We start from the raw sequence: 5,766 nt of genomic DNA on the forward strand, positions 1-5,766 counted from the left end.
CCGATCCGCCGGCCGTGCGCCTGCCCGCGCCCCGGCTGCCGGAACCGGCGGCGGCCGGTCCCGGGCTGGCCGACCGGCTGGCGGCCGAGGGCCGGTACGCCGAGGCGGTCCGGGAACGGCTGCGCGAGATGGTCCGGCTCCTGGTCGTCCGGCAGGTGGTGGAACCCCGCCCCGGGCTCACCGTCGTGGAGCTGACCGAGGCGGCGGCCCGCACCCGGCCGCGGGTCCGGCCGACGCTGCACGCGGCCGGCGCGATCTTCTCCGACCTCTGGTACGCCCAGCGTCCCGCCACCGCCGCGCACGACCGGCGGATGCGTGAACTCGCCACCGACCTCAGTCGCGAGCTGACCGGGGAGGAGCCGCGGTGACCGCCACTGTCGTACCGGAGACCACGACGACGGCGACCACGGCGGCACCGCGTCGGCGGCCGTACCGGTTGCTCGTCCCGCTCGGGCTCGCCGTGCTGCTGATCGTGACCACGCTCGTGCTGCACGCGATCGACCGGCCCGACGCCGACGAGCCCGGCTTCCTGTCCCCGGTCGCCACCGACGACGACGGCGCGAGCAGGCTCGCGGAGGCGCTGCGGACGCAGGGCGTGCCGGTGCGCCGGGAGACGGACCTGACGGCGGCGCTGCGTACCGCCGGGGCCGAGCCGAGCACGCTGTTCGTGCCCGCGCCCGCTCTGGTGCACCCGGACCGGCTCGACGAGCTGACCACCCTGCCGCCGGGTAGCCGGCTGGTGCTGGTCGAGCCGTCCCGGCGGGTGCTCGCCGAACTGGACACTCCGGTCGTGCCGGCCGGCGGCCGCTGGGCCGCCCGGGCGGTGCCGCCGGATGCCGACGGCACGCCGTGCCGGCTGCCCGAGGCGGTACGGGCCGGCACCGCCGCGATCGACCTGCAACGCTACGACGGGCCGGCCGAGGTCGACGACTGCTACGCCGGGGCGCTGCTGCGCGTCCCCGGCCGGGTCGAGGTGGTGCTGGCCGGCGCGAGCGACCCGTTCCGCAACGACCGGAGCGGCGAGTGGGGCAACGAGGCCCTCGCCACCGGCCTGCTCGGCGGCGGACGCCCGCTGGTCTGGCTCGACCTGCCCGAGCCGGTGCCGGCCCCGACCGGGCCGAGCTGGTCCCCGGATCCGGTCACCGACCAGCCCGCACCGGCCGGCAGCGGCCGGTCGGAGCGGCCCGACCCGCCCGACCGCGCCGACCCGCCGCGGGAGAACCCGCTCTGGGGTGCCTTCCCGCTCTGGTTCTGGGCCCTCCTGGTGCAGCTCGCCCTGGCCGGCCTGCTCGTGGTGCTGTGGCGGGCCCGCCGGCTCGGGCCGCCGGTGTCGGAGCCGCTGCCGGTCACCGTCCGGTCCGCCGAGACGGTACGCGGCCGGGCGCGGCTCTACCGCCGGGCGGGCGCCCGGGACACCGTCGCCGCGACGCTGCGCGCCGCCGCCCTGGACCGGCTCGTGACCCGGCTCAACCTGCCCCCGGACACGCCCGACGACGAGGTGGCCGCCCGGGTCGCCGAGCGCGTCGGCGCCGACCCGGAACGGATGGCCGACCTGCTCTACGGCCCCGCCCCGGAGAAGGACCGCGAGCTGCTGGAGCTGGCCCGCGACCTGGACGCCCTGACCCGTACCCTGGCCCCGCATCCGAGCGAAGGAGACACCCGGTGACCGGACCCGTCACGACCACCGCACCGTCCGGCGCCCGCGCCGCCCTGCACCGGCTGCGTGCCGAGGTGGCGAAGGCCGTCGTCGGGCAGGACGCCGTGGTCACCGGCCTGGTGATCGCGTTGCTCTGCCGGGGGCACGTGCTGCTGGAGGGCGTACCGGGGGTGGCCAAGACGCTGCTGGTCCGGACGCTTGCCGCCGCGCTCGACCTGGACGCCAAGCGGGTGCAGTTCACCCCCGACCTGATGCCCGGCGACGTCACCGGCTCGCTGATCTTCGACCAGCGCACCGCCGCGTTCACGTTCCGGGAGGGGCCGGTCTTCACCAACCTGCTGCTCGCCGACGAGATCAACCGGACCCCGCCGAAGACGCAGTCGGCGCTGCTGGAGGTGATGGAGGAGCGGCAGGTGTCCGTCGAGGGCGAGCGCCGTCCGCTGCCCGACCCGTTCATCGTCGTGGCCACCCAGAACCCGGTCGAGTACGAGGGCACCTACCCGCTGCCCGAGGCGCAGCTCGACCGCTTCCTGCTCAAGCTGACGGTGCCACTGCCGGAGCGCGAGGAGGAACTGGGCGTGCTGCGCGCGCACCACGCCGGTTTCGACCCGCGCGACCTGCGTGCCGCCGGCGTACGCCCGGTGGCGGGTTCCGCGGACCTGGCCGCCGCCCGGGCGGAGGTGCGGGGGGTGCACGTGGCCGAGCCGGTGCTCGGCTACATCGTGGACCTGTGCCGGGGCACCCGGGCCGCCCCGGCGCTGGAGCTGGGCGCGTCCCCGCGTGGTGCCACCGCGCTGCTGAACGCCGCCAAGGCGTGGTCCTGGCTGGCCGGCCGCGACCACGTCACCCCGGACGACGTCAAGGCGGTCGCCCGCCCGACGCTGCGGCACCGGCTGCGCCCGCGCCCGGAGGTGGAGTTGGAGGGCGTCACAGCGGACGCCGTGCTGGACTCGGTGCTGGCCACCGTGCCGACGCCGCGATGACCTGGCGGGCGGGTCTGCTGCTCGGCGTGGGCGCGCTGACCCTGCCGGCCTGGCCGGCCCCGTTCCTCGGCGTCGCCGTGCTGACCGCGGCGGTGCTGCTGCTGGTGCTGCTCGACCGGGCGATGGCGGTGCCGCCGGACGCGCTCACGGTGACCCGATCCGGGGAACGGACGGTCCGCCTCGGCGGCACCGCGACCGTCACGCTGCACCTGGCCAACCCGACCGACCGCACGCTGTACGCCCAGGTACGCGACGCCTGGGTGCCGTCGGCCGGGGCACGCCCGGACGTGCCGCCGGACCGCCTGCTCACCGTGCCGCCCGGTGGCGCCGCCACGCTGCCGGTCCGGCTCACCCCGACCCGGCGCGGCGACCGTCCGGCGGCGGCGCTGACCGTACGGTCGCTCGGGCCGATGCGCCTGGGCGCGAGGCAGCACGCCGAACGGCCGGCGACGCCGCAGTGGACGCTGCGGGTGCTGCCCCGCTTCGACTCCCGCCGGCACCTGCCGGAGAAGCTGTCCCGGCTGCGGGTCATCGACGGCGTGCAGGTGACCCGGGGGCGCGGCCACGGCACCGAGTTCGACACGTTGCGCGAGTACGCGGTGGGCGACGACGTCCGCTCGATCGACTGGCGGGGCAGCGCCCGCCGCGCCGACGTGCTGGTGCGCACCTGGCGCCCGGAACGGGACCGGCGCCTGGTGTGCGTCCTGGACACCGGCCGCACGTCGGCGGTACGCCTCGGTGACGAGCCCCGGCTGGACACCGCCATCGACGCGGCGCTGCTGCTCACCGCGCTGGCCGCCCGCGCCGGTGACCGGGTGGACCTGCTGGCGGCGGACACCGAGATCCGGGCCCGGGTGACCGGCAGCGGCCGTGCGGCACTGCTCGCCCGGCTGGTCGACGCGGTGGCGCCGTTGCAGCCCGCGCTGGTCGAGACCGACTTCGAGCTGATCGCCGCCGAGGTGCTGCGCCGGGAGCGGCAGCGCAGCCTGGTGGTGCTGTTCACCGCGCTGGAGGCGGGCGCGATCGGCGACGGGCTGCTGCCGGTGCTGCCCCGGCTGGCCACCCGGCACCGGGTGGTGCTCGCGGCGGCCGGCGACCCGGTGCTGACCGGGCTCGCCACCGCCACCCCGGCCGGCCCGGACGACCCGTACGCGGCCGCGTCGGCGTGGCGGGCGCTGGCCGAGCGGGACCGGGTACGCGCCGCCCTGTCGCGCTACGGCGTGACGGTGGTGGACGTGCCGGGGCACCGGCTCGCCCCGGCCGTCGCCGACACCTATCTGCGGCTCAAGTCCCTCGGCCGGCTCTGACCGCGCGCCGGCCGAGCACCAGCGCGTACGCCAGGAAGGCCAGCCACACCGCGGCGCCCGCTGCCACCCGCAGCGGGATCGGCACCGGCGCCGGAGTCACGAACGCCTCGATCACCGCGGAGACGGCGAAGACGCCGACCAGGCCGGCCGCGACCACGGCGGCGAGCCGTCCCGCCTCGGCGAGGGCCCGGCCGCGTCCGAGGTGCGCGGGCGGGGCGATCCAGGCCCAGGCGGTCCGCAGGCCGACCCCGGCGGCGACGAAGATGCCGGTCAGCTCCAGCAGCCCGTGCGGGGTGATCATGCCGAAGAAGACGTCGGCCCGCCCGTAGGCGATCATCACGCCGCCGACCACGCCGATGTTCAGCGCGTTCTGCCACAGCAGCCAGAACACCGGCACCACGAGCACACCGGCGGCCAGGCACTGGGCGGCCAGCCAGGCGTTGTGCGTCCACAGGCGGAACGCGAACGTGGGCGCGGAGAACTCGGAGTAGTAGCCGGCGAAACCGGAGTCGACGAGCTGCCGGGCCTCCTCGTCGCCGACGAACGCGGCGGCGGTGTCGGGGTTGCCGGCGACGAACCAGATGAGGAAGGCGCTCAGCACGCTGAACGCGGTGGCCACGCCGCACCACCACGGCCACGCCCGGTAGAGCGCGGCGGGCAGGTCGGCGGCCAGGAAGCGGCCCACCGCCGCCCACGACGGCCGGGGCCGGCCGGTGACCCGGGCGCGGGCCGCGAGGACCAGGTGGGACAGCCGGTTCACCAGCGCCGGTTCGGGTGCCCGGGCGCGCAGCGCGGAGAGGTGCGTGGCACTGCGCTGGTAGAGCGCCACCAGCTCGTCGACCTCTGCCGCGTCGAGCCGACGCCGCCCGGTCAGGTGTTCCAGCCGCCGCCATTCGGCGCCGTGTTCGGCCACGTACGCGTCGAGATCCACTCACCCTCCCCCGTTCGGCGTCCATGGTGTTCACTGTCGGGGTGCGCGCGCAACCTCCTCCACCGCCCCGTTGGGGCGACGCCGGTCTGGTCAGCGGCGAGGCGGTGGAGCTGGACGTCCGGGTGGCCCGGCTGGGCTCCCGCGTGCTCGCCCTGCTGATCGACGCCGTGATCCAGGTCGCGCTGTTCCTGGTGCTCGGCGCGGTGCTGGCGATGGCGGCGCTCGCGCTGCTCGGTGACTCCCTCGATCTGGCGCTGGCCGGCGCGCTTCAGGTCGTGCTGATGGTGCTGGTCCTGCTCGGTTATCCGGTGACGATGGAACGCTTCGCCGGTGGCCGGACGGTGGGCAAGCTGGCAGTGGGGCTGCGGGTGGTACGCGCCGACGGTGGCCCGGTGGGTGTGGGCCAGTCGCTGACCCGGGCGCTCGTGGGCGTGGCGGTGGAGTGGCCCGGGCTGGTGCTGCCGCTGCTGAGCTGGGTCGCGAGCGTCACGGTGATGCTCACCGACCCGCGCGGTCGCCGGCTGGGTGACCTGGTCGCCGGCACGCTCGTGGTGCACAGCCGCGGCGCCACGCTGTGGCGGCCGCTGCCACCGGCCCCGCCGCCGCTGCTGGCCTGGGCGGCCACGCTCGACCTGACCCGGTTCGACGACGGGCTGGCGCTGGCCGTCCGGCAGTACCTGGACCGGCTCCCCCAGCTGGCCGAACCGGACCGTTTCCGGCTGGGCCGGGCGCTGTGGGCGGAGGTCGCCGCGGTCACCTCGCCGCCGCCGTGGGCCGCGCCGGACTGGGTCTACCTGTCCGCCGTCCTGGCCGAGCGGGGGCGCCGGGCGGCGCTGCGGCTGGGCCGGGCCCGGGCGGTCACCGCCACGCTCCGGCCGGGGCTGGGCC

The 5,766-nt window shown here is 76.9% G+C and carries 6 protein-coding genes; 5 read left to right on the forward strand and 1 reads right to left on the reverse strand.

The features are described 5' to 3' along the window. From AC2CHG_RS29615 to AC2CHG_RS29630, 4 genes are all read left to right on the forward strand, one after another. A partial coding sequence (locus AC2CHG_RS29615) for a DUF4129 domain-containing protein (protein ID WP_484526039.1) occupies positions 1 to 368 on the forward strand: 368 nt, incomplete at its 5' end. Then, positions 365 to 1,666 carry a DUF4350 domain-containing protein gene (locus AC2CHG_RS29620; protein WP_484526040.1) on the forward strand — a complete coding sequence of 434 codons (1,302 nt, stop codon included), beginning with the start codon at positions 365 to 367 and terminating at the stop codon, positions 1,664 to 1,666. The genes AC2CHG_RS29615 and AC2CHG_RS29620, both read left to right, overlap by 4 nt. Next, the gene (locus AC2CHG_RS29625; RefSeq protein WP_194798463.1) at positions 1,663 to 2,640 is read left to right on the forward strand and encodes an AAA family ATPase; all 978 of its coding nucleotides are present in this window, start codon (positions 1,663 to 1,665) and stop codon (positions 2,638 to 2,640) included. Before AC2CHG_RS29620 ends, AC2CHG_RS29625 begins: the two co-directional genes overlap by 4 nt. After that, positions 2,637 to 3,947 (forward strand): DUF58 domain-containing protein, encoded by a 1,311-nt coding sequence (locus AC2CHG_RS29630; RefSeq protein WP_262012431.1) that lies wholly within the window; start codon positions 2,637 to 2,639, stop codon positions 3,945 to 3,947. Before AC2CHG_RS29625 ends, AC2CHG_RS29630 begins: the two co-directional genes overlap by 4 nt. On the opposite strand, the gene AC2CHG_RS29635 is transcribed toward AC2CHG_RS29630, so the two are convergent. Next, a complete protein-coding gene (locus tag AC2CHG_RS29635; RefSeq protein WP_262012432.1) occupies positions 3,925 to 4,878 on the reverse strand; it encodes a stage II sporulation protein M in 954 nt (317 codons plus the stop codon). The genes AC2CHG_RS29630 and AC2CHG_RS29635 overlap by 23 nt on opposite strands. Before the next feature lie 41 nt (positions 4,879 to 4,919). On the opposite strand from AC2CHG_RS29635, the gene AC2CHG_RS29640 reads away from it, so the two are divergent. Beyond that, positions 4,920 to 5,766, forward strand: an 847-nt coding sequence (locus AC2CHG_RS29640; RefSeq protein WP_484526041.1) for an RDD family protein, incomplete at its 3' end; no start/stop codon positions are given.

This window comes from Micromonospora sp. ATLC20, assembly GCF_057196585.1.